Raw genomic sequence first — 21,083 nt, forward strand, 5'->3', positions numbered from 1 at the left:
CCGGCTTGTCGGCGGCAGAGCCGGCAAACGCCGTCCCGGACAGGAACGCCTCGGCGGGCGCAGGTCAGGCATAGTCCGGTGGGGTACTTCGCGGCGAAGTTCGCGCAGCCGCGGCAAAGCCGCTGCCGCAGCACACCCCAGGCCAAGCAGTGCGCGCAACTGCGGGCGGGTCCCCGATACTCGCGTGGCCGGCGCCGCTGTGGGCTCGTACTCTCCCTCATACCGGCGGTTTCGTGCGGCCGGCATGCCAGCGTTGGATGGGGGCCTCGCCGGCGACGGCCTTGAGGGGAGCCTGCTTGGCCGGCCGCTGCTGATTGGCGGGTGTCTGTTCGAGCACGAGCAGGTCGTTGGGTGTGCAGCCCAAGACGGTGCAGATGATCTGCAGGTCCTCCAGTCGGATCGTCACCGGCTGGCTGGACCACAGGTGCGACACCTTGCCCGTGCTGATAACCAGGCCCGCGTCGGCGAGCATGGCCTGTAGCTGGGACGCCTTCCAGATGTCCCGTTGCGCGGCTGCCAGACGCAGGTTCCACTTCATCGTTGTCGGCTCCCAAAGCGGTCGGCGGCGCGCTGCCCGGCGCTGGCCCAGGCATCCTCGATGTGGGTCTTGTCGACGTGGACGTAGATCATTGTGGTGTTCAACCACGCGTGGCCGAGAACCTCCTGGATAGCCACGACATCCATCCCGTTGCGGTAGAGGTCGGATGCGGCGAAGTGGCGCAGCAGGTGCGGCGACAGCCGCCCCACCTGCGCGGGCAGATGGGCGGCGACGGCCTCGGCCAGGCCGTCACGGAGGGCATCAGTGGTGGCGAAGCTGCTGCTGCCATCGGCGTTTCGCCGCTCGGACGGGAACAGCGGCGCCAGCGGGTCGTTGACTCGGTCGTCGAACTCCCAGCGTGGGCCGTGCACCCACCAGTCCAGCAGCTCTCGGGAGCCGTTGATCAACGGGACCAGTCGCTCCTTCTTCCCACGGCCGTTGCTGCCCTTGCCCCGCAGCAGCACCTTGCCGAACCGGCCCAACTCCCACCGCAGGTCCCCCATGCGCAGCAACGACAGCTCCGAACCCCCGCGGGCCGATCAGGCTAACCATCCGGAAAGCGGTGTAGTTACGCACCGACGGGGCGTACTTGCGTGCACTGGCCAGACTGTCCTGCCAGCCCGTGAACAGCTGCGCGACCTCCCGCGGCGCCGGCGGGATCCGCAACCGGGAGGCAGTGCCACCGCGGGGCCGGTTGACCTCGTCCAGCGGAGACTCGACCACGAACCCGGTCGCGGCGTGGATCTCCGCCTTGTGACGCAGCTCAAGGAACTCGAAGTACACGGCGAACGCCGCCGCCCTGCGGACCCTGGTGCCGGGCATCGCCTCGCGCAGGTGCCGACCGAAGTAGGCGTCCGCATCGCTCGGCGCCATCGTCCACAACGGACGGCCAAGCCACTCCCGCAGATCCTCGACCGCTGCGACGTCGGCCCGGATCGTGCCGTCAGCGATCCCGGCCGAGGACCGCGCCAGCACGAACTCGGCCAGCAGATCCTGCTCGAAGGCCGCGACATCCGCCGGCGCCCCCAGCCGCAGATGCGACCGCAGGTCCCGCACCACCGCCAGCGCCACCCGAAGCCTCCACCTCAGCTATCCATGCCAAGACTCACGATCCCCGGCGGAGTCTCAGGAATCGTGAAGCTGGATCATAGATCGCTGGGGCTGAGCTGTCCACAAGGGAGCTCCTGGTCGAGTCCCTTCCCAGCCAGGCTCCCGGATCGACAGACCGATCGGAACTCGCCGGAACATGGGTTTAGTGGGAACGGACGGCGGTCCACCTGTCGGCCTCGACCCGCTGGCGGGAGAACCCGATCACGCCCGCGACGGCGGCCTTGAGGTTGTCGTAGCGGATCTTCCCGGTCGGTACCCCCGAGCACGTTGAAGGCGTGGACGTGACCCTCGAAGAAGGCTTCCTGCCCAGCCGAGGCACTGACCCTGTGCACGGCCTTGCCCGAGTAGGAGAGCCGAAGGCTGAACAGCGCGCAGGTTACGAGCTCGCCGCGCAGGCGGATGGCGACGTCGCCGAAGTCAACCTCGGCCTCGCGGCCCGGGAGGTGCTCTTGCGGGATGAACGCGTTGGCAGGTTCCCGTCCGACCTCGACGCGAATCTCACGGCGTCGGGTGGCGACGTACTCGCGGACCATCCAGTACGACACCACCCCGGCCCCGTCATGTTCGTCAAGCAGTCGATCGAAGATCCGCTTCGCCGTGTGTCGCTGCTTCCGCGGCGCGTCGAGGTCCGAGCGCAGCCAGTCGTCGATCACCACTCGGTACGCGTCAAGCCGTGAGCCGCGTTTGGGCGGTTGCCTTCTCTCCTTCGGCCATGCAGATTCCAGCGCCGCTGTCACGGTTCGGAAGCCGACGCCGTGCTTGCGCTGCAGCGCGCGGTTGGACATCCCAGATCGGGCATCCCGTCGGATCGCCGCGTACAGGTCGACCCGGGAACGCGGCTGCGTCATCGGTGGCACTCCTGACGTGAGCACGCCGTGGGCACGACTTTCGGCACCGGGCCACCGCCCGGGAACGGTGACCGCATGCGACCACAGCCCGGAATCACTGGCCCTACCGAGGTGCCTGGTCATGTGCTGCGCAGGGCTTCGATGGGCAGTACTGAGTCGGCCCGGAGTGCGGGGTACGACCGACGACGGAGCCGATGAGCAGCGAGTAGGCCAGGTCGAGTCCCACTGAAGCCCAGGTCAGTACGACGGCCCGGCCTTGCGTGGTGACGAAGACGTTGGTGACGAGCACGCCCAGGATCAGGCCTGTGATGCCGCCGACGACATCAACCTCGACACCACCTGTCCGCCCCGTGTCCCTGGCGCGACGAAGATCTGCTTGCGCGGTGCCTAATCGGTCTTCCCGCAACACCTCGCGGGCCCCTCAGTGTTCGCTACTGAAGAACCGTAGCAACAGCGGGCCGACGGTCTGTGGGTCGACGACGTGATCCGGCCCCTCGAGGGTCTCCCGTTGAGCGTGGGGTAGTAGGTCTGCAAGCTCGTCGGCTGCGCGGTCGAAGAAGTCCGAGGGCAGGCCTGCCATATAGGGGACCGTGATCGGTCCTCCGGTGGTGACCAGGACCGGTTGGGTGACCGTTGCCAGTCGATCGGCCGGCAATTGGAAGCGGTTGAGGAAGACGCTGTCGTGGACCAGCGTGGGCGCGAGGGCGACCGAATGCGCCCAATGCGCCGTCTGCTTGCCTGCCGCTTTCCTGGCCGCGATGTTGTCGTCGGAGGCGCCGGTCACGCGCATGAACAGTTCGAGAACCTCCTCGTCTCGCCCGGCGTCGAAGGCGCGTCGGGTGTCCGCGACGTACTCCTCGAATCGCGGGCGTATGTCGTCCCCGACCGCGTAGGGCACCTCCCACACGGCGATCGTGTCGATGGCTGACCCGGCCGCGGCGGCTTCCAGCGCCAGCGCGCCGCCTGAGGACGCCCCGAACACGTGTGCCGAGCCGCCCGCCTCCGCGATCAACGCATCCAGGTCCTCGATCTCCCGCTCCACGGCGTAGGGCTCGGTGAAGCCGCTCGCGCCGCGTCCCCGACGGGCATAGTTGTAAACCGTGAAGTGCTCGGCGAGAGCCGGCGCCAAGGGAGCGTTCTCGGCTCCGTCGTCCAGTCCGCCGCCCACCAGGATGACGGCCGGACCGCTTCCTTCCCTGTCGTAGGCGATGGTGGTGCCATCGTTTGATGTCACGCGAAAGGCCATCTCGTTCATCTCACATCTCCGTTCGAGAGGTTTGTCTCAGCGCCTGAGCAGCGTGCCGACGACGGCCTCGGTGCGCGACCACCGCGCCCTTGCGATCACGGCCGCCACGACGAGAAAGGCGAGCGGCAGCCAAGGGCTCTGCTCGAGCACGAACTGATCGGTGATCACAGCACCGGTCAGCAATGCCGCCAACCCGAGACTGGCCAGGCCCGCCAGAGCCGGGACCAGAAGTCCAACCCCTCCCGCGACCTCCAGCGCTCCGACCAGGTACCGGAGCCACTGGCCAGCCCCGATGTCGGCGAACATGTCCACCATGACCGGGTCGCCGGCGAGCTTCGAGATTCCGCCGCCGGCGATTATCGCCGCCAGCACGACTTGCAGAATCCAGACCCCGATGCTGCTCGCCCGCCCGGGCGTGTGCGCAACGGTTTCCGAGTTGTTCTTGGGGATGGTGCTCATTCGGCTCTCCTTGTCGTGTCCGGGCCTGGTACCGGTGATGGCGTTGGCCGAGTGGGCCGGGTTGTCGGAGTTGATTTCGACCAAGTGCTCGCGGTAGCGGCATCTACTTCTTGTTGCGGTAGAGGACCATGGTGATGGGACCGAAGACCGCGACGAGAAGTACGGACGAGACGAGCACCCAGCCGATTTCCCCGGCGGGCACCGAGCCGTCCATCAGGCCGCGTACCACGGTCGCCAGGTGGGTGATCGGGTTGACCTCGATGACCGCCTGCATCCACCCGGGCATCGTCTTCGGGTCCACGAAGATGTTGCTCACGAACGTCAGCGGGAACATCACCATCATGCTGACCCCCGCCACCGAGTTCGGCGTGCGCAGGATCAGGCTGAGCATCGTCCACAGCCACGACAGGCAGAACGAGAACACCAGCAGCAGCGCCACCGAGAGCACCACGCCGACGGCGCCACCCTCCGGCCGGAACCCTAGGACCAGTCCGAGCGTGATCACGATCGCCGACCCGATCGAGTAGCGCACCAGATCGCCGAGCAGGGCGCCGACCAGCGGCGACGGTCGCCACACCGGAAGTGACCTGAACCTGTCGAACACCCCCTTCTGGATGTCGGTGTTCAGCGTTATGCCGGTGTTCATGGTGATCATGACGTTCGCCTGCACCAGGATGCCGGGCAGCAGGAACTGTAGGTACGCCTGTGTCGACCCGGCGAGCGCGCCGCCGAACAGGTAGGTGAACATCAGCGTGAACATGATCGGGAACATGGTCACGTCGACGAGCTGCTCCGGGACGTGTTTGATCTTCAGCAAAGCGCGCCAGCCGAATGTCAACGAGGTGAGCACCGGGCCGGGGCGAGACGGCCGCTCGCCGGCCAACAGCACACTGCGCAGCGCGTCCTCGGTGACCGGCGCCGACGCCGGTTCTGCGGTCGTGGCATTCATGCGGCATCCTCCTCGGGTGTCTCCTCGGCGGCGTGTCCGGTCAGGGCGAGGAACACCTCGTCCAGGCTCGGCTGACCGAGCGCGAACTCGGTGACGTCGATGCCGCTGCGGGACAGCTCGGCCAGGGAACGGGCGACCCGCTCGGGGTCGGAGATCCGCGCGGACAGCGCGGCCGGGTCGGCGGACGGCTCGGCCGGCACCTCGAGGACGCCGGCGAGGACCCGCTCTGCCTCGGCCCGCTGCTCGGGCGCACGTAGCCGTACGTGCAGCGAGCCGGCGCCGACCGATGCCTTGAGCTGGCCGCTCGAGCCCTCGGCGACCACCTTCCCGTGGTCGATCACCGCTATCCGGTCGGCCAGCTGGTCGGCCTCGTCGAGGTACTGCGTGGTCAGCAACACGGTGGTGCCCTCGGCGACCATGCCCCTGACGATCTCCCACACCTGGTTCCTGCTGCGCGGGTCGAGCCCGGTCGTCGGCTCGTCGAGGAAGATCAGTTCGGGGGTGACGACCAGGCTGGCCGCGATGTCGATGCGCCGGCGCATCCCGCCGGAGTACTTCTTCACCTGCCGGTCGGCCGCCTCGGCAAGACCGAACGCGTCGAGCAGGTCGGCCGCCCGCTCCCTGCCTCGGCGGCGTGAGTAGCCGAGCAGCCTGGCGAGCAGCAACAGGTTCTCCACCCCGGTGAGGTCCTCGTCGACCGACGCGAACTGCCCGGTGAGGCCCACCCTGCTCCGCACCGCCTGGGCGTCACGCACGACGTCGTAGCCGAGCACTTGCGCCTCTCCGGCGTCGGGGCGCAGGAGCGTGGCCAGCATGCGGATCGTGGTGGTCTTGCCCGCCCCGTTCGGACCGAGCACGCCGTACACGCCCCCGGCGCTCACGGCCAGGTCCACACCGGCGACCGCGTGGGTCGTGCCGAAGCTCTTCTTCAACCCTCTCGTCTCGATCGCGAACTTTCCCATGGGTTCGATTCCTTCTCTCGGTGTTGCGAACGGATTGGTTGAGCTAGTCAAGTTTGATTACTTGGCCAGAGTACGCGAGGAGGAAACGTCTAGTCAAGTTTGGTTAGAAGCGCATCTTGAGGTGATCGGGGACCGTTCGCCACGAACCCGGATCATCGGCCATGGTGTAGGCGCCCTCAGACAGTCGTTTGCTCAGGCTCTTCGCCCACTCCAGTTCGGTGCGTGCGTGTCCCGCCCACAGTTCGGCCTGATCGCGGACGTGCTCGGGGGTGTCCCGATTGGGGTGCTCCCGCCACTTGGCCTGCTCTACGAGCTCCGCTTCCAGGCGCGTGACCCGCTCGTTAACGTGCGCGATGGCATCTGTCCTGGTCAGCATGGGCAACATGGCGATGGACGCGTTGAGCATGGCCGGGTCGTGGGTGCGCCGCAGACCGTCGCGGACCAGTTCGACTATCTCGTCACGTCCCCGAGCTGTCGCGCGGTACAGAACGCGCTCCGGCCCGGAGTTGCCCGGCTCGGCGTGTTCGGTGAGGAGGCCATCAGCCGCCGCCTTCTTCAGCGCGTGATAAATCGAGCCGGGCTTGATCTTGGCCCAAATCTCCGCACGCCAGCTCTGCAGTTCGGACCGCACCTGGTAGCCATGCGCGCCGCCGGAGAGGTGCACGATACCGAGTACCAGGAGCTTCGTCGCCGACATGCGCCCACCTCCGCTCAATCTGCTCGGACTCGCTCCGCTTGCGCGCCCGCCAGGGTGGTGTCAACTCCCACCAACAGTAGGGTGCCCTCCTGGTCCGGGTGGTGTCAGCACTGACCTACAAACGGTGCTGGTGGAGACCTCCAAAGCCAGCTCGGCCGCCGGGAGTAGCCATAGTCTGTCGGTCTGCCAGAAACGACTCAAGGTAACCTCGAGCGACCTGCAACGGTGAGACGACCTCACGCGGCGATGCCCAAGCCGCGAACCTGGCAAGGCTGACCAGGTAGCCGCGAACCGTGCTGGCAGCCAGATTCCGGGCGCGAAGGTGGCGCCGCCACTGCCCGGCATACAGGTCCCACTCAGGCGCGCCCGCGACTTGGCAGATCGCCGGCATCGTCGAAGAAGGCGACACCACCGGCGGCGGCGTCTACACCACCCCCGATGGCCTCGCCGCCGCCACCGGCCAACCCACACAGGTCAACCGCATCCGCCTCATCACCACCCAGCACGACGAACCAACCCGAGACACCATCGCCACCACAGTGGACAGAACACTCACGGCCGCCGGCCTCGACGTCGAAAACGCATCCTCGGTCAGCCGCACCGACGCCGCCTCCGCCGGCCACATGGGCCCCGTCCTGCTCGTGCTACTCGGCATCGCCCTCCCCCTCGGCAGCATCGGCGGCATCGGCCTCGCCTCCACCATGAGCGCCAACATCCTCGACCGCACCCGCGAATTCGGCATCATGCACGCCATCGGCGCACCACCCAAAGCCGTACGCCGCATCGTCACCACCGAAGGTGTACTCCTCGCCCTCACCAGCTGCGCCGTCGCCATCCTCCCGACGCTGGCCTTGACCGCCATCCTCGGCGACGGACTCGGCAACCTGTTCGGCAACGCACCCCTGCCCTACCGCATCTCACCGCTAGCCGTCGGCATCTGGACCGCGCTCGCCATCCTCGGCGCCATCCTCGCCACCGAAACCGCCGCCACCCGCGCCTCCCGCATCACCGTCCGCGAAGCCCTCACCTCTGACGACCTCGTCCCGCGCCGGTGCTCGACGGATGCGCCCAGGTGCTGCGGTAACGGAGAAGGCTGGCCAGTAGTACCAGGGCCAGGGTGGCTCCGCCGTCGTCACCGATCCCATTGGGCAGCACCCCGGGCCATCCCGTACCGGTCATAGGTCACCGCCCACATGCGGGGCCCGGCCATCACCCAGCCCAACCTCGTACGTGACCGATGGCCGCGGACGTCGACAAGGCGCAGCCCGGCCTCAGGGTGGCGGCGAAAGTTGCGACCTTCGAGACCTCCAGCCGGCTGATTGCCCTGCAAGGATCACGTTGCCGCAGCCCTGCGGGAACGGTGGGGACGAGGTTTGGCGGCGCCACGGCCGCGTCGCGCGGGTTCGGTCTCAGGCCTGTGCGGCACCGTCCAGGCTCAGCCGAATACGGGCATGCGACAGCAGCAACTGCGCGGTGGCGGTCACGGCTGCCTGGGCCGCCTGTCGGAAGACAGTCCAGTAGGTGTCCGCCGTGGTCACGCAGCTGCCGTGGCCCATGTCGTGCTGGATCACCTTCAACGGCGTTCCCGCCGCGCCAGCCAGGCTCGCCGCCCCATGCCGCAGGTCATGCAACCGCACCGGCGGCAACCCCAACTCCCTGACCAGGGCGGCGAAGCGGCGGGTCAACCAATCCGGGCGCACCGGCCGCCCGTTCGCGTGCAGGAACACCCGACCCCGTGGATCCGGTGCCCGGCCCAGTTGGGCCTTCTGCGCCCGCCACAACTCCCACAAGATCTCCACACTGGCCTCGTCCAGCGCGAGCACCCGCAGGCCCGCTCCGCCTCCGCCCGGCTGCCGAACCCACCCCGACGCAGCCGCGCCCGACGGCCATCCACACCGTCAACCTGCACCGCGAAATACCACCGACCATGCCCAGCCTCAGCCAACAGCGGGCACCGCGCCCCGATCTGCCGGCCGCTTTTCGGGCTGCGGCACCCGCACCGCTTGAACACACGACCGCCACTCTCATGTCCTGTTGTTGCCAACGTTCCTCTCCTCCAACAGAGAAGCGAACTCGCAACCCACAGGCCCGAGGTCCGAGACCCCGGCGGTCACCCTCCGTGATCCGCTGCGCCCGCGCCACCAAGGCCAGGCCAGCACGGTCGCGGAGGTCACGGAGCGTGAGTCACCGGCGTGACTCACACGTGCCTCACACAGACCCTGGGCGTATAGCCAACCGGCTATACGCCCAGGTCACGGAAGGTGCGCCGCCAGGGACTCGAACCCCGAACCCGCGGATTAAGAGTGCGATCTTCAACGGGCGCCCTCCTCAACGTCAGGTCTCGGTGGTTTCGAGCTTCCCGTGTCGCTGGGCCTGGATCCCGGCGAGGACGGTGGCCACCAGCACCGCGCCGACGAAGCCGATGCTGGCGAGAGGCGGCAGCCCGCCCGCGAGGCCGACCAGTACGACGGCGGGCACTGCGGCAATGGGCCACGGCCAGGCCGAACGCCACCGTCTTGAGGTTCCGACGATGACCGCTGCCGTACCGGCGAGGAACAGCACCACCCCACCGTGCAGCGCCCACCGGCCAGCCGTGGGCACCCCGTTGGTCGGGTGCAGGATGAACTGCTCGATGCCGACAGCCACCGCGGCCAGACCCAACGTCAGTGGAAGATGACCGTAGATGTAGGCGTCGGCCACGCCGCTCTCCTGGTCTTCGCCGTCTGCCACGAGTGCCTGCTTCCCGGCCGCTCCGCCGAGATCGAAGTAGTTCCACCACAGCGCGGCGACCGCGACGAAGCTGACCGCGGCCAGCAGAGCCGCTCGCAGGTCCCACTTCGTGTCATGGACGCCGAGGACGACGGACGCCACCGACTCGCCGAGGACGAGGATGACGAGCAGGCCGAACCGTTCGGGAAGGTGTTCCAGGTGCAGCGGCACGCCGCCACCGAACCGGGTCGCCATCACTGGTGCCGACGCCTCTACGAGAATTCCGGCCGCCCATATGACGAACCGGAGATTGCCCGGAACCGCCAGCGACGCTGCCCACAACGCAGCGCTCGCACCGATTCCTGCCAGGTAGATGCGTACCGTGGCACGGGCCTCGGTCACGTGCCGGTAGGCCCGTGCGTACAGGGCGAGCAGCAGAACCCTGGTCGCGAGGTAGCAGATCGCGAACGTCGTCGCCCTCTCACCCACGGCCTCCGGACCGCTGGCCGCCATGCCCATCACCGCGGCGGTTCCGCCCAGCTTGGCCAAGCGGTAGATGACATCGTTGGTGTCGAAACGGTTTGCGTACAGCGTCGTCGTCACCCATGACCACCAGGTAACGGCGAACAAGCCAGCGAAGACGGCGGCACCGTGCCAGCTGAGATCCTTGGCGAACGTCGTGGCCAGTTCGGCAAACACGAGCACGTACGCGAGGTCGAAGAACAGCTCCAGCCGGGAGGCGGTGCGGTCCTCGCTGGTGCGCAGCTGAGGTGGGCGGATCAACGGTGCGGCCCGGGCGCCGCCGGACGGCTCCCGGTCAGCCGACCGAGTCTGCGGGGCGACCACCGGTCGGCCGCCTATGCCGTGATGAGTTCGTCGCGCTTTGCCGCGACGCCGTCGAAAAGCTCCTGGAACGATCCGGCGAACGCCGCCACACCTTGGCGTTCGAGCGCGGCGACCAGATCGTCGTAGTCGATGCCCGCCCGCGCGAAGCGGTCCAGTGTGCGTTGCGCGCCATCGATGTCGCGTTCGAGGGTGTCGGTCACCTGGCCGTGGTCGGCGAAGGCCTCGAAGGTGGCCCGGGGCATGGTGGTGACCGTGTTCGGGCCGATGAGTTCCTCGACGTATCTGACGTCGCGGTAGGCCGGGTTCTTCGTCGAGGTCGAAGCCCACAGGCACCGCTGTGGTGACGCGCCGGCGGCTTCGAGCTCGGACCAGTCTGGCCCGGTGAACACCTCGCGGTACGTCTGGTAAGCCAGCTTCGCGTTGGCTATGGCGAGGGTGCCTTTGAGCTCCTCGGGTCCGCCGACCTCGTCGAGGCGCCGGTCGGCCTCGGTGTCTACCCGCGAGACGAAGAAAGAGGCGACGGAGGCGACCGTGCGCAGGTCTCCGCCGTCGGCGTGCAGCCGTCGCAGCCCTCTGAGGTATGCGTACGCCGCGGCATGGTGGCGCCGAAGGGAGAACAGCAGCGTCACGTTGACCGGGATGCCGCGGGCGACAGCCTCCTCGATCGCAGGGATGCCGGCCTCGGTCGCGGGGATCTTCACGAACAGGTTTTCCCGGTCGATCATGTGGTGCAGCCGGGCGGCCTCGGCCACGGTGCCGGCGGTGTCGTGGGCCAGGTTCGGGTCGACCTCGAGCGAGACCCAGCCGTCGCGGGAGGAGTCGCCTCGGTGGAACACCTCTCGGAGGAGATCGCAGGCCCCGCGAATGTCATCGCGGGCGAGGGCCAGGAACACCTCCTTCGGGTCGGTCTCGACCGCGAGGACCTCGCGCAGCTGCTGGTCGTAGGCGTCGCCCTCGGCGATCGCCGCCTGGAAGATGGTGGGGTTCGACGTCACCCCGACCACACCGCGACCGATGAGGGCGGCGAGGTCACCGTCGCGGACGAAACGTCGGGACAGGTGGTCAACCCAGGCGCTCTGGCCGTGTTCGGCCAGCGCGTTCAGCGGTGTGGACATGAGGATCCCTTTCAGCGCCGGTGCCGTTGTCAGTTGACCCGGCTGGATCGGTGGTCGGTCGCGGCGAGGTCGAGGCGGGCCATTAGCCGCGGGTTGTCGAGGGCCTGTCGAGCATGGGTGAGTGCTTCGGCCTCGATGCGATGACGCAGCCGCGCCAGGTCGGCGTCTTCGGTCGTGCGGACGGTGACGTCGAGGCTCGGGTCGGTGGGCGTGCCGGACACCCGGACCCGGGCGGCGTGTACACCACGGTAGGTCTCCAGCTCGGTCGTTAGCGCGTCGCTCAGCGCGCCCGCGCGCAGGGTGGTGGGTCCCGCGGAGCGGTCTCCGGGGATGACGATGTCCGCGGCGCGGGGGGCGGCGCTGAGCACGCCGATGAGCCAGCGCAGCGCCAGCAGGGCGAGGATGGCGGCGGCGAGCGCCGTTACAGGCCAGAACCAGGCGCTGTTGTCCCCGACGAACCTGCCGACGGGGTTGTCCAGCAGGTGACGGCGGTCGAGGTCGTCACCGATGGCCCCGGCCCCGGCGAGCAGACCGGTGGCGCCGCCGGCGAGCAGCAGCAGCCCGAGCAGTGCCAGCAGGACACGGTTGGTGCGGTCGGCGTGCATCAGCGCTCCTTCGGCGACACCCGCACGGAAAGCGCGGGCGGCTTCTCGAGCGTGAGGGAGTCCACGCGTTGCCGGGCGGCCAGCGTCGTGCTCTCGCGTACCGCGGCGATCTGGGACGGCTCTCTCAGCGACGTCCGGGCAAGGACCTGGATCCGGCGGCGGCGCACCTTGACCCGGGCGTCGGCGATCCCGTCGACGCCGGTGACGGCGCTGCGGACGGCTCGGGCCAGCCCGCGGCGGCTGACGGCCGCGTCGGTGGCGGTGCCGTCGCTGTGCACGGCCAGCCGGTCGGGGCGGCGCGGAGCCAGCTGCGCCAGCAGCAGCGCCAGACCGCCGAGGGCCAACAGGCCACTGATGATCCGTACCGGTGCGGAACCCCAGGTGGTGCGCTGCGCCCACCGATAAGGGGCGGGCCAGTCCAGCAGGGCGGGCCCGGACCCGGCACGTTCGGCGATCACCTCCACAACAACCGTCACGCCGGCCACGATCACGGCCAGGCTCAGTACGAAGGCCATCAGGCGGTTGACGTTTCTCATGCCAGTGTCTCCTCGGCTACCGCACCCGGCCGGTCGGCGCGACGTTGGTGACCAGGTCGTTCACGGTGATACGCACCTCGGCGACGGTCAGTCCGGTCAGCGCGTGCAGCCGCTCGCGCAGGTGGTCACGGAGTTGCTCGGTGACCTGCCGGATGGACACTGGCCACCGCACGCTGATGGTGACCTCGACGTGGGCGACGGAGCCGTCCACGTCGGCGGACGCCTTCGGCGCCGTGGCCAGGCTGGTCTCGCGGATGCCCAGATGCCCCGCACCGGGTACCGCCCGGCCGAGCACCCGCCGCACGGCACCACCGGCGTCGGGCACCTCGAGCACGGCCCGCGAGGCCAGCTTCGCGACCACCGCGTCGCTGATGGTGATCGTTCCCGACGGCTCGTCGGTGGCTGCCGCTGAGGCCCCGGAGTCGTGGGTGACCAGGGCGCTCGTCACCGCTCGCCTCGCCGGCCGGACAGGTACGGCGCCAGGTCGACGTCACCGGCGAAGACCTTGGCTACGCCGAAACCGATCGCGCCGAACACCGCCACGATCAGCATTTGACCGAAGCTGCCGAAGGCCAGGGCAAAGCCAAGTGCCAAACCGACCGCGGTACCAGAGACTTTTCGGATCATGTCAGCTCACATTCACAATGCCGGGAAGTTATCAATGTCGATCAGCGGTCCGGCCTCAGCGCACCCGTGGTCGACCGTGTCGATGGCGCAGAGCCCGCCAGATCCGCACCAGGATCGGAAGGCGGGCGACAATCACCACCCGCACGCGGTCGGCGTCACGTTCGCCCCGCTCGACCCGGTCCAGGTTCGCTAGGCCGGCGATGAAGGCGGCCGGGTCGCCGCCACGGTCGGGATGGTGGGTTCGGATGAACTGTCGTCGTCGCGTCCGGTGTAGGTGTTCGGCTCGGTCCACGAACCCCGCCTCTCCGGCGCCGACCTGGCACCAGGGGTGGTTGCTGGCGCGGGTGGCGATGGCGGCGGATCCGCCACGTCAGCCCATACGATGTCGATCCGCCTGCCAGCGGCCAGGGGCCTGAGCGCGGCCCGGATCTGCGCCGACAGGTCGGACACGGGTGTACCCCACCGCGCCCGCACCTGCACCGCGACGGCCCACTGGTCGATCCGTACCCCCTCGACACGGCGACCTGGCAGGTAGGTGGCGATCAACTGCGGGGGACCTCCGTGCAGGTCCAGCACCCCGGGGCAGCCGCGTACCGCCGTGGCCACGGCGTCGACATCGACACCGTCGACGAGCGCGTCGCTCACCGCCATCACGGGCATCGCGGGGTTCACGACACCCGCGACTCGGACTGGTCTTCGTCGGTCCCGGGCAGGTGCACGTCATCGACGCTGACGTTGACCTCCACCACGCTCAGGCCGGTCATCCGCTCGATGGACTGCTTGACGTTGCGCTGGATGGACCGACCCACATCGGCGATGCTCACGCCGTACTCCACGACGATCTGGAGGTCGACGGCGGCCTCGCTCTCGCCGACCTCGACGCCGACGCCCTGCGCCACGTTGGGGCCGGCGCTGCCGGGGATCCGTTCCCGAAGCGCGTTGAACGCCCGGGTGCCGCTGGTGCCCATCGCGTGCACGCCGGCCACCTCCCGGCAGGCCACGCCGGCGATCTTCTGCACGACGCCCTCCGCGACGCTGATCCTGCCTTCCTCGGTGTTCAGCCGGTCCAGCCGGCCCGGCGTCGACTCCACGCCCCGGCGGTCACCGGACACCGCCTTTTCGTCGCTGTTCACAGCGGTCTGGGTCATCAGGTGGACTCCTTCGCTGGGGATGACAGCCAACGCGGTCATCGCTTGCCCTTCGTCACCGAGTTAGACACCGGCCCAGCCCGTACATCGCACAAATGTCCAAGATTCTTTCGAGTTCGCGGTCTCAACCCGTCCATTCGGGGAACCCGTAGGCCCCGCCGATCCCTCACCGACGCTCCGCCGGCGATATGAGCGCGCGGCTGACAGCGGTGAGGAGAGCCGAGCCCACGAAGGGGGGCAACGTGGACACCGTCGACGACGCCTACCTCGTTCGCCGGGCGCGAGACGGCTACCTGGACGCCTACGAACAACTCGTCGCCCGCCACGCCGCGCGCGCCTACCGGGTAGCGCTGCGGATGCTGGGCAACCACCACGACGCGGAGGACGTCACACAGGAAGCTCTCATCGCCGCCTGGCGGGCGCTGCCGACCTTCCGCAGCGACGCGACGTTCTCCACCTGGCTCTACCGGATCGTGACCACCCGAAGTCTCAACCGCATCAACCGCACCAGGATCACGTACCCGCTCGACGCGCAGCCGGAACCGGCCGCGCGCAGCGGCGGACCCCCCGAGCACGTCGAACGCAGCGCCGCCGCGGACGCGGTCGCCCGGGCCATCACCACCCTGCCGGGTCCGCAACGCGTCGCCCTGGTCCTGTACCAGTTCGAGGAGCTCAGCTACGCCGACATCGCCGAGGTGACCGGCACCAGCGTCCCGGCCGTCCGTAGCCATCTTCACCGCGCACGGCGCACACTAGCCTCACTGCTGCGGGATTGGAGGTGAGCATCGATGACCGCCGGAGCACCGCAACCCACACCGCCCGACGGCCGGCTGGACCTCGCGCAACGGCAGGTGCCCTGCGGGATCGACATCGACACCCTCCTCGAACAGGTAGCCGAAGGCCGTGCCACCGAGCGCGACAAGCACCAGAGCCACTGCCCGCACTGCCAGGCGGCACTCATCGAACTCGCTGATGTGTGGGCACCCGTCCGGCAACTGGCCGAGCAGCCGGTCACCACCCCAACCAGCATGCTCGCCGCCGTCATCCGTCACATCGACCGACTCACCCACGACATGTGGTACACCCTGCACCAGGCCGAAGCCGGTGCCATCAAGGTGGCCGCCAGAGTCATCGCGGTCACCGCACGCCAAGCCGCCCTACAGGTCCCCGGGGTCCGCATCGCCTTCGGACGCAGCACCGCCACGGCCCGCGCCGCTGAAACCGACACCCGCCAGCATCGCCCCCCACACGCCGCCGCCGGTGTCATGGGCCACACCGCAGTCGTCGACCTCGCCCTCACCGTCACCCACGGACAGTCGATCGACGACGTCGCCCGCCAGGTCCAACAGCGCGTCATCGCCGACCTGCGCGGCGCCCTCGAGCTGCGGCATGTCACCGTCAACATCACCGTCGACGACGTCCTAGCCCCGCCCCCCAACGCAGCTTGCTGACGACGGCACACGCCGAGCTCCCACTGCACCGTCCTGGCTGATCCAGTTTGTCTACCGGGTTGAAGGGTAATCGCCACTAGGCCTTTCCTCCGTAGCCGACGCCTATCGCGGCGGCCCCCTTGATGCCAACCGCGAGCAGGCACGTCAACGTGCCGAGCATCCCCCTTCCGCGCCTCGACGCATCCGTTCCGGTACGCCGACTCGCGCGGGCGCCACTTCCTCCTCACCTCACCCCGAGCGTGAAGGACCACGAGAAGGTATTGCCAAGCTGATGGATGTCACCAAACACAGCGTCCGCCGGCCGGTCCGGTCGGCCGTCGTGGTCAATCCCTCGAAGGTCGACGACCTCGATGACTTCCGTTCGCACGTCGACGCAGCGCTGACCAGCGCGGGATGGCCCACCCCGCGTTGGTACCACACGACGCCGTCATCCCCCGGCCGCGAACAGACTGGGCAAGCCATCAAAGCGGGCGCTGAGATCGTCTTCGTCTTCGTCTGCGGCGGCGACGGCGACGGCACGATCCTGTCAGCAGTCTCCGCGCTCGTGGACACCGACACAGCCCTGGCTGTCCTGCCCGCCGGTACCGGCAACCTGCTCGCCGCCAACCTCGGCCTGTCCGACGACCTGACCGCTGGCCTACAAGTCGCCCAGGCGGCCGACACCAAGAGCGCCGCGGCCCAGCTCGGCCACGCCAGTGAGGGAATCACCAGCACCTACTACATCGCCAAGCCCGTCCTCGTCCCGGACGTCTCCGACATCCTCGAACAGTTCGGTACCAGGTAGGTAGGGTCTGACCTTCGCACTCGAACGGTCCCTATCCAGTGACGTTGATACGGCCGTCGTTGGCCTCGTCGAACAGTCCGTGGTGGACGCATAGGAGGGTACTGGCACTGGGCGCCGGGTCGTGCAGACTGCCGTTCGTGAAGTGTACGTGGGCGTCACGGAGGGCGACTGGTACCGGTTCCTGGCCGACCGGCAGCGCTCCATGAGGTCGACTTCTGGCGCCCCGGCGGTGGCCGTGGTTTCGGTGTCCTCGCGGTCGGCGAGCCGTTCTTCTTCAAGACCCACCACTCGCACAACCGCGTGGTGGGCGGCAGCGCCGAGAACACGATTGGAGGGCCGGCCTGGGCGAACCTCCGAGCGGTGTGGAAGCCTTCAGCCGAGGTGCGTGGTCTTGCGTGGTACGAACGCGGCGGTGGCTTCGGCTGCCCGCTGGCCGATGGTGCCGATGAGGTGCCGTACGTGGATCGGATGAGCGCTGGGCTGGCGTGCTGAGGTTCGTGCCTGAGCCATACCAGGGACCGTCGACGTCAACACCGCGATACGGAATTGGAAGGATGGTCGGCGCTGTCCGGTCGCCGTTTACGGTGGGGACATCGGGTGATTGGGCGGTGCGATATGGCGTGTAGATATGCCTTTGAACGGTCTCCGCAGGAGATTCGTGGCGGGCAATTTGGCCAGGTTGCTGAGATGGCGAATCCTCGTCCCAGGTAGCCCTGGCGAGTACGTCGCAGGCGAGTATTTTCCACTGGCGCGTCGTTCGCCGGGGCCCAGCGACGATTGCACGGTCGATCCCTTGAAGCATGGTTCGTGGCCTGCGTCCGTATTGCTCGCGATCGAGCCACATGACCAATCTGATCTTGCGAACATCGATTCATACCTCTGGTGCCTGTTGTTCGATCGTTTCCGCCTAGTGTCGATATGTGTCCCGGGCTTGTCGAATCTTTGAGGAAACTCTTGGGATAGGCGTTGACATCAATCCTTTGCGTGGCGCACTGTGTCGATCACTTTGCTCAGTGTGGCACGGGGAGGCACCGTCGTGGCTGGCCGTTCGACAGACTTGGGTACCGCGGGCCGGACACGCCGTGGCCTTCGTCCGCTTCGGCGGGCTGCCAGGCGGCGTCTTCTCGACGGCATGTCGTGGTGCACACCGTCGTTCGGTCGTTCGTGGCGGCGTCGCGCCGTTCCGGTCGTTGTCGCTTTGCTCGTGGGCACCGTGCTGGTGACTGTGGACAGTCCCGCGAGTGCCGAGCCGGTGTCGCCGAGTGGGTCGTCGGCCACGCAGCCGACGGAGACGCTGGCGGCGTTCGATGAGGCGTCGGCGGCATTGCTGGCGTACCGCAAACGGCGGCCGGTGGTCGTGACCAGCCTGATGTCGGAGACGTCGCAGACGGTCGCGCGTCCGGATGGGTCGTTCGAGACGACGAGGCATATGGCGCCGGTGCGGATGCGTAGCGAATCGGGCTCGTGGGTCGATGTGGACCTGACGTTGCAGCGGCAGCCGGATGGGAGTGTGGCGCCGAGGGCGCATCCGCGTGGGCTGTGGTTGTCTGGGGCCCGTGCCGCGGGTGAGGACGCCTTGGTGGGCTTGGGTCGGGGGAGTAAGCGTACGGAGCTGGGCTGGTCGGGGGCGCTGCCGGAGCCGGTGTTGGATGGTCGCAAGGCCACCTACGTCGATGTCAAGCCGGGTGTGGACCTGGTCGTGGAGGCACGGCGGATTGGCTTTGAGTATTTCCTGGTCGTTAAGGATCGGCAGGCGTCAGCTCAGGTGGCCTCGGTGGCGATGCCATGGGATACGGGCGAGTTGGTGGTGGCGCCTCGCCCGGCTGGTGGTCTGGAGCTTCGGTCTGGGTCTGGTGCGGTGGTGGACGTGCCGCCGGCGGAGATGTGGGACGCGCGGCGCTCGCCGTTGGGGGAGCCGGTGCGCCGGGCGGAGGTGGATCTGTCCACGACCGGCGCTGGGGACAGCACGGAGCTTGTGGTGACACCGGATGCGGGGTTCTTGGCCGATCCGCGGGTGGTGTATCCGGTGACGATCGACCCGTCGATAAACCTGGAGCCGGCGTTCGACGCGTATGTGCAGGACACCATCGTCAACACTGACAAGTCCGGTGATACGCAGTTGCGGCTGGGTTACAGCGACGACGCGGACGAGGGTTGCGGCTCTGGTTGCACGGCCCGCTCGTTCCTGGCGTTCGGCGGCCTCGCCGGCTACGCCGACGCGACTGTGCTGTCAGCGGAGCTGTTCCTGTGGAACTTCCACTCCTGGTCGTGCACCGCCACGCAGTGGGAGACCTGGCGTACCACGTCGGTGAGCAGTAGTACGCGGTGGGGGAGTCAGCCGTCGTGGGCTGCCCGTGCTGGCACGTCGACGGGTACGAAGGGTTACAGCTCCAGCTGCGGCGACGGGTGGGTGTCCTCGTCGGTGAAGGATGTCTTCCAGTACGTGTTCAACAACAGCGGCAGCACCGCGACGGTGGGTATCCGGGCGACGAGCGAGACGAACCACAACGGGTGGAAGAAGTTCGACTCCTCCGAGGGCGCCCATTCGCCGTATGTGCAGCTGGTCTACAACCGCACGCCGCGGTTGCCGACCGGCCTGGCCATCAACTCCTGCTACTCCGCGTGCGCGTCGCCGGCGGTGGTCCGGTCGGGTGCACCGCAGGTAGCGGCGGTGGTATCGGACCCGGACGGTGGAACGCTGCGGGCCGAGTACGAGGTGTGGGACAACGCCAAGACGACGCGGAAGGCGGCGTCCGGCACGGCGGTGACGGGCGTGGCATCGGGCACCTCGCGACCGTGGCGGGTGACACCGACATTGGCGGACGGCACATATCACTGGAAGGTGCGCGCCTGTGACAGCCACACGTGTGGTGGCTTCTCCGGCTGGTTCACCTTCACCGTCAATACGCAGGATCCATCCCTGCCGGCGGTGACGAGCACCGCGTATCCGGAGAAGCAGACGGGAACCTGGAACGGGGCTCCGGGGCAGGCGGGTGCGTTCACGTTTGGGCCGAACGGTGCCGCGGACGTGCAGGAGTACATCTACAGCCTCAACGACGCGAACCCCATCACGGTGCCCGCCGGTGCACCGCAGACGGAAAAGCTGACGGCGAACCAGCAGCAGGTGGGTACCGATGAGACCGGGTTCACGGGTAGCTCCAACGCGACGATCTGGCGTAGCCCGAACCTGGGTCACGGTGGCAACGGCGCCCTGAAGGTGACCGTGGCGACGACGGCGGGCAACACCTATGGCCCGCAGGGCGACACGTACGCGACGATGGGCGGCGACTACGGTGGCCTGCGGCTGGGCATGCAGGCGGGCAAGAAGTACCTGATCACCGGCTGGGTTTGGGTTCCGGCCGCGACCGGCCTCAACCCGGGTGGCACCTACGGAACGACACGTGGGCAGCGGATCGTCGCGTTCTACAACTCGGGCTCGGCGCACATCGAGGTCCCGTCGGGCAAGGCGACCGCGACGGAGGCCTGGAACTTCGTTTCGGTCGCGGTCACCATCCCGAGCAATGCGACCGAGGCGTTCGTGCGCCTGTACAACGGTTCACCAACCGGATCCGGGAAGTCGGTGTACTGGGACCACCTGTCGCTGCGGGAGCTGGTCGGCACGTCGACGGACGCGTCGATCACGCCGCCGAAGGATGGGCTGAACGTGCTGTCGGTGCAGTCCCGCAACACCGCCGGGTTCACTTCAGACCCGAAGGTCTACCAGTTCCTGGTTACGCCGAACACCGACGTGTGGCATTGGGCGCTGGACGAAGGCGCGGGGACCACCGCGGTATCCGTGCCGAACACCCGACCCGCGACCGTGTCTGGGACGGGCGTGACGTGGGCCGAGTCTGGATTCGTGGGCGATTCCGCGGTCACGTTGGCCGGTACGGGTGCGTTGCAGACCGCGTCGCCGGTGTTGAACACCACCCATACCGGTGGCTTCACGGTGGCGGCGTGGGTGCGGCTGACGGATCCGACGAGCTGGCGTACCGCGGTGGGGCAGGACGGGACTGACACGTCCCGGTTCCGGCTCGGGTTCCGCGACGATCGTGACCTCGACGGCGACAGCGTCGCGGATCCGGCCTGGTGTTTCACCCTCAAGCAAACCGACTCCTCCGGGGCGAGCTCGGACGCTGCCTGCACGACGGACTACGTCGTATCTGGCGACTGGGTGAGCCTGGTCGGCGTCTACGACCCGATCGGCAGCAAGGTCAAGATGTACGTGAACGGCATACCGGCCGTGTCCGGCGCGTACGCCGAAGCGGCCGTGACCGGGACGTGGGCGGCCACGGGCCCGTTCACGATCGGCCGGGCGATGCATCTGGCCGGGGCAGGCGACCTGTGGATCGGCGACGTCGACCACGTGTACGCGGCCCAGCAGGTGTGGGATGACACCGAGATCCAGCAGTTCGCTGCTCAGTAGCAGGGCTTTACAGCCGGTAGCAGGTTG

At 68.2% G+C, this 21,083-nt stretch carries 22 protein-coding genes; 6 read left to right on the forward strand and 16 right to left on the reverse strand.

Features of this window, described 5'->3' with window-relative positions; all coding sequences use genetic code 11:
• Positions 1 to 217: 217 nt before the first annotated feature.
• On the reverse strand, positions 218 to 538 hold the full coding sequence (locus tag AC5L36_RS31645) for a helix-turn-helix domain-containing protein (protein ID WP_441222428.1): 321 nt from the start codon (positions 536 to 538) through the stop codon (positions 218 to 220).
• Entirely contained in the window at positions 535 to 1,041 is a 507-nt protein-coding gene (locus tag AC5L36_RS31650; RefSeq protein WP_441222429.1) for a tyrosine-type recombinase/integrase, read from the reverse strand. Before AC5L36_RS31650 ends, AC5L36_RS31645 begins: the two co-directional genes overlap by 4 nt.
• A gap of 882 nt (positions 1,042 to 1,923) precedes the next feature.
• Here AC5L36_RS31650 and AC5L36_RS31655 point away from each other — a divergent pair.
• Entirely contained in the window at positions 1,924 to 2,325 is a 402-nt protein-coding gene (locus AC5L36_RS31655; protein WP_441222430.1) for a hypothetical protein, read from the forward strand.
• A 592-nt stretch (positions 2,326 to 2,917) separates the two neighbouring features.
• Here AC5L36_RS31655 and AC5L36_RS31660 read toward each other — a convergent pair.
• From AC5L36_RS31660 to AC5L36_RS31680, 5 genes are all read right to left on the reverse strand, one after another.
• Entirely contained in the window at positions 2,918 to 3,751 is an 834-nt protein-coding gene (locus AC5L36_RS31660) for an alpha/beta fold hydrolase (protein ID WP_441222431.1), read from the reverse strand.
• 27 nt (positions 3,752 to 3,778) lie between these two features.
• Positions 3,779 to 4,201 (reverse strand): DoxX family protein, encoded by a 423-nt coding sequence (locus tag AC5L36_RS31665; protein WP_441222432.1) that lies wholly within the window; start codon positions 4,199 to 4,201, stop codon positions 3,779 to 3,781.
• A gap of 103 nt (positions 4,202 to 4,304) precedes the next feature.
• Positions 4,305 to 5,150: an ABC transporter permease gene (locus AC5L36_RS31670; protein ID WP_441222433.1), complete on the reverse strand. Its 846-nt coding sequence runs from the start codon at positions 5,148 to 5,150 to the stop codon at positions 4,305 to 4,307.
• Entirely contained in the window at positions 5,147 to 6,112 is a 966-nt protein-coding gene (locus tag AC5L36_RS31675) for an ATP-binding cassette domain-containing protein (RefSeq protein WP_441222434.1), read from the reverse strand. The genes AC5L36_RS31670 and AC5L36_RS31675 overlap by 4 nt, the downstream gene beginning before the upstream one ends.
• A gap of 103 nt (positions 6,113 to 6,215) precedes the next feature.
• Positions 6,216 to 6,809 carry a PadR family transcriptional regulator gene (locus tag AC5L36_RS31680; protein WP_441222435.1) on the reverse strand — a complete coding sequence of 198 codons (594 nt, stop codon included), beginning with the start codon at positions 6,807 to 6,809 and terminating at the stop codon, positions 6,216 to 6,218.
• Positions 6,810 to 7,102: 293 nt separating this feature from the next.
• Here AC5L36_RS31680 and AC5L36_RS31685 point away from each other — a divergent pair, with 293 nt between their 5' ends.
• Positions 7,103 to 7,990: an ABC transporter permease gene (locus AC5L36_RS31685; RefSeq protein WP_441222436.1), complete on the forward strand. Its 888-nt coding sequence runs from the start codon at positions 7,103 to 7,105 to the stop codon at positions 7,988 to 7,990.
• Between the two features lie 228 nt (positions 7,991 to 8,218).
• Here the strand turns inward: AC5L36_RS31685 and AC5L36_RS31690 are convergent, their stop codons facing one another.
• From AC5L36_RS31690 to AC5L36_RS31725, 8 genes are all read right to left on the reverse strand, one after another.
• Positions 8,219 to 8,632 (reverse strand): tyrosine-type recombinase/integrase, encoded by a 414-nt coding sequence (locus AC5L36_RS31690; RefSeq protein ID WP_441222437.1) that lies wholly within the window; start codon positions 8,630 to 8,632, stop codon positions 8,219 to 8,221.
• A gap of 511 nt (positions 8,633 to 9,143) precedes the next feature.
• Entirely contained in the window at positions 9,144 to 10,364 is a 1,221-nt protein-coding gene (locus AC5L36_RS31695; protein ID WP_441222438.1) for a low temperature requirement protein A, read from the reverse strand.
• 11 nt (positions 10,365 to 10,375) lie between these two features.
• A complete protein-coding gene (gene tal, locus AC5L36_RS31700) occupies positions 10,376 to 11,479 on the reverse strand; it encodes a transaldolase (protein ID WP_441222439.1) in 1,104 nt (367 codons plus the stop codon).
• A gap of 29 nt (positions 11,480 to 11,508) precedes the next feature.
• Entirely contained in the window at positions 11,509 to 12,084 is a 576-nt protein-coding gene (locus AC5L36_RS31705) for a hypothetical protein (RefSeq protein ID WP_441222440.1), read from the reverse strand.
• Positions 12,084 to 12,620, reverse strand: a complete 537-nt coding sequence (locus AC5L36_RS31710) for a DUF6286 domain-containing protein (protein ID WP_441222441.1) — start codon at positions 12,618 to 12,620, stop codon at positions 12,084 to 12,086. Before AC5L36_RS31710 ends, AC5L36_RS31705 begins: the two co-directional genes overlap by 1 nt.
• 16 nt (positions 12,621 to 12,636) lie before the next feature.
• The gene (locus AC5L36_RS31715; protein WP_441222442.1) at positions 12,637 to 13,068 is read right to left on the reverse strand and encodes an Asp23/Gls24 family envelope stress response protein; all 432 of its coding nucleotides are present in this window, start codon (positions 13,066 to 13,068) and stop codon (positions 12,637 to 12,639) included.
• A 368-nt stretch (positions 13,069 to 13,436) separates the two neighbouring features.
• Positions 13,437 to 13,907 carry a hypothetical protein gene (locus AC5L36_RS31720; RefSeq protein ID WP_441222443.1) on the reverse strand — a complete coding sequence of 157 codons (471 nt, stop codon included), beginning with the start codon at positions 13,905 to 13,907 and terminating at the stop codon, positions 13,437 to 13,439.
• 8 nt (positions 13,908 to 13,915) lie between these two features.
• Complete coding sequence (locus tag AC5L36_RS31725; protein WP_441222444.1) at positions 13,916 to 14,395, reverse strand: Asp23/Gls24 family envelope stress response protein; 480 nt, start codon at positions 14,393 to 14,395, stop codon at positions 13,916 to 13,918.
• Positions 14,396 to 14,637: 242 nt separating this feature from the next.
• Here AC5L36_RS31725 and AC5L36_RS31730 point away from each other — a divergent pair, with 242 nt between their 5' ends.
• The 3 genes from AC5L36_RS31730 (at position 14,638) to AC5L36_RS31740 (ending at position 16,630) form a co-directional block, all read left to right on the forward strand.
• On the forward strand, positions 14,638 to 15,177 hold the full coding sequence (locus AC5L36_RS31730; protein ID WP_441222445.1) for an RNA polymerase sigma factor: 540 nt from the start codon (positions 14,638 to 14,640) through the stop codon (positions 15,175 to 15,177).
• Between the two features lie 6 nt (positions 15,178 to 15,183).
• The gene (locus tag AC5L36_RS31735) at positions 15,184 to 15,846 is read left to right on the forward strand and encodes an Asp23/Gls24 family envelope stress response protein (RefSeq protein ID WP_441222446.1); all 663 of its coding nucleotides are present in this window, start codon (positions 15,184 to 15,186) and stop codon (positions 15,844 to 15,846) included.
• Positions 15,847 to 16,117: 271 nt separating this feature from the next.
• Complete coding sequence (locus tag AC5L36_RS31740; RefSeq protein ID WP_441222447.1) at positions 16,118 to 16,630, forward strand: diacylglycerol/lipid kinase family protein; 513 nt, start codon at positions 16,118 to 16,120, stop codon at positions 16,628 to 16,630.
• Between the two features lie 372 nt (positions 16,631 to 17,002).
• On the opposite strand, the gene AC5L36_RS31745 is transcribed toward AC5L36_RS31740, so the two are convergent.
• On the reverse strand, positions 17,003 to 17,140 hold the full coding sequence (locus AC5L36_RS31745; protein ID WP_494909455.1) for a hypothetical protein: 138 nt from the start codon (positions 17,138 to 17,140) through the stop codon (positions 17,003 to 17,005).
• 1,351 nt (positions 17,141 to 18,491) lie between these two features.
• Between AC5L36_RS31745 and AC5L36_RS31750 the strand changes: the two genes are divergently transcribed.
• Complete coding sequence (locus AC5L36_RS31750; protein ID WP_441222448.1) at positions 18,492 to 21,056, forward strand: DNRLRE domain-containing protein; 2,565 nt, start codon at positions 18,492 to 18,494, stop codon at positions 21,054 to 21,056.
• The last annotated feature ends 27 nt before the right edge of the window (positions 21,057 to 21,083 follow it).

Source organism: Phytohabitans sp. LZ39 (assembly GCF_059359075.1).

Bases quoted from the DNA above. Each gene is read 5' to 3' on its own strand.
- AC5L36_RS31645 (WP_441222428.1), bottom strand. From the start codon at position 538: ATGAAGTGGAACCTGCGTCTGGCAGCCGCGCAACGGGACATCTGGAAG.
- AC5L36_RS31650 (WP_441222429.1), bottom strand. From the start codon at position 1,041: ATGGGGGACCTGCGGTGGGAGTTGGGCCGGTTCGGCAAGGTGCTGCTG.
- AC5L36_RS31660 (WP_441222431.1), bottom strand. From the start codon at position 3,751: ATGAACGAGATGGCCTTTCGCGTGACATCAAACGATGGCACCACCATC.
- AC5L36_RS31665 (WP_441222432.1), bottom strand. From the start codon at position 4,201: ATGAGCACCATCCCCAAGAACAACTCGGAAACCGTTGCGCACACGCCC.
- AC5L36_RS31670 (WP_441222433.1), bottom strand. From the start codon at position 5,150: ATGAATGCCACGACCGCAGAACCGGCGTCGGCGCCGGTCACCGAGGAC.
- AC5L36_RS31675 (WP_441222434.1), bottom strand. From the start codon at position 6,112: ATGGGAAAGTTCGCGATCGAGACGAGAGGGTTGAAGAAGAGCTTCGGC.
- AC5L36_RS31680 (WP_441222435.1), bottom strand. From the start codon at position 6,809: ATGTCGGCGACGAAGCTCCTGGTACTCGGTATCGTGCACCTCTCCGGC.
- tal (WP_441222439.1), bottom strand. From the start codon at position 11,479: ATGTCCACACCGCTGAACGCGCTGGCCGAACACGGCCAGAGCGCCTGG.
- AC5L36_RS31705 (WP_441222440.1), bottom strand. From the start codon at position 12,084: ATGCACGCCGACCGCACCAACCGTGTCCTGCTGGCACTGCTCGGGCTG.
- AC5L36_RS31710 (WP_441222441.1), bottom strand. From the start codon at position 12,620: ATGAGAAACGTCAACCGCCTGATGGCCTTCGTACTGAGCCTGGCCGTG.
- AC5L36_RS31720 (WP_441222443.1), bottom strand. From the start codon at position 13,907: ATGCCCGTGATGGCGGTGAGCGACGCGCTCGTCGACGGTGTCGATGTC.
- AC5L36_RS31725 (WP_441222444.1), bottom strand. From the start codon at position 14,395: ATGACCCAGACCGCTGTGAACAGCGACGAAAAGGCGGTGTCCGGTGAC.
- AC5L36_RS31735 (WP_441222446.1), top strand. From the start codon at position 15,184: ATGACCGCCGGAGCACCGCAACCCACACCGCCCGACGGCCGGCTGGAC.
- AC5L36_RS31740 (WP_441222447.1), top strand. From the start codon at position 16,118: ATGGATGTCACCAAACACAGCGTCCGCCGGCCGGTCCGGTCGGCCGTC.
- AC5L36_RS31745 (WP_494909455.1), bottom strand. From the start codon at position 17,140: ATGGCTCAGGCACGAACCTCAGCACGCCAGCCCAGCGCTCATCCGATC.